This is a genomic window from Gilvimarinus sp. 2_MG-2023, assembly GCF_030547685.1.
GTDB lineage: Bacteria > Pseudomonadota > Gammaproteobacteria > Pseudomonadales > Cellvibrionaceae > Gilvimarinus.
The window spans coordinates 2,273-3,353 of record NZ_JAUOQM010000046.1 but is presented as its reverse complement, the minus strand read 5'-3'; the positions used below and the strand labels follow the sequence as shown (position 1 = coordinate 3,353).

Annotated in this window: 1 protein-coding gene and 1 pseudogene; both read right to left on the bottom strand. The window is 55.1% G+C overall.

Annotation, left to right across the window (positions count from 1 at the left end; genetic code table 11):
• Positions 1 to 938: EF-P lysine aminoacylase EpmA (gene epmA, locus Q4526_RS11225; RefSeq protein WP_215977175.1), on the bottom strand; the 938-nt coding region annotated here is incomplete at its 3' end.
• Between the two features lie 7 nt (positions 939 to 945).
• Positions 946 to 1,081: pseudogene (locus Q4526_RS11220) on the bottom strand (elongation factor P); the annotation flags it as partial.

Below are 1,081 nucleotides of genomic sequence, written 5' to 3'. Positions count from 1 at the left end.
GTAGGAAACGTCAGCACCTGCTCAATACTCGTGGCGCCCAATATATGCATTAATAAACGGTCCACCCCCAAGGCGACACCGGCACAAGCTGGTAAGCCCGCCTCCATGGCCGCCAGCAAACGTTCGTCAGCCCGGACATCGGGCAAACCCAGTGCTTGGCGCTTCGCGCGATCGGCGGCAAAGCGCTGAGTTAATTCATGGGCGTCGGTCAACTCCCAGTACCCATTGGCAAGCTCCATCCCATTGAGAAAAGCTTCAAAGCGCCGCGCTACCGGTTGTCCTGTTTCATCAGGCACAATTCGAGCCAGTGCCGCCTGAGAGGCGGGATAATCGTAAATAAATGTAAGCCCGGGCGGCAGGCGCGGCTCAAGAACGTGCGTAATCAATAAATCCAACCAGTCGTCTCTACTCAGGCCCGTGCCATTAATCTCAATAAAACGGCTGGCTACAGTTGCCAACTCGGAGACCGTTGCTAAATGCGGATTCAGTTCAAGCTCATCAATAAACCACTGTTGGTAACTGCTATAGTTTATCGCCACATCGGGCATGGCCAAGGCAACGACCTCGGCCACCTCACCCATCAAAGCGCGGTCATCCATGCCCAGGCGGTACCATTCCAGCAGGGTAAATTCACTGTTGTGCCGTGTGCTGTTTTCCCCGTCGCGAAAAGCTTTACCGAGCGAGTAAACGCAACGAGGCACGGCCGCCAGCAAGCGTTTTAACGCGTACTCTGGCGAGCTTTGCAGATAAGCGCACTGGTCATTGCGCCGGGCGATGATGGGTTGAATAAAGGGGTCGGTAACAAAGCGCGCGCTCAATAAAGGCACTTCGACTTCAAGCACATTGCGGGTAGCGAAGAACAGGCGAACTTGCTGGTAGAGATGCGCCCGCGCCTCAAGGGCGTCGGGCGTAGCGGTAGGAGCGTAATCATCACTCATCGAGTAATCAGTCTTTGGTCGCGCGCCCCAAATATTCGCCTGTACGGGTATCCACACGTACCACATCACCTTCATTCATAAACAGCGGAACTTTGATCACAGCCCCGGTACTTAACGTCGCAGGCTTGGTGCCACCTTGAGCC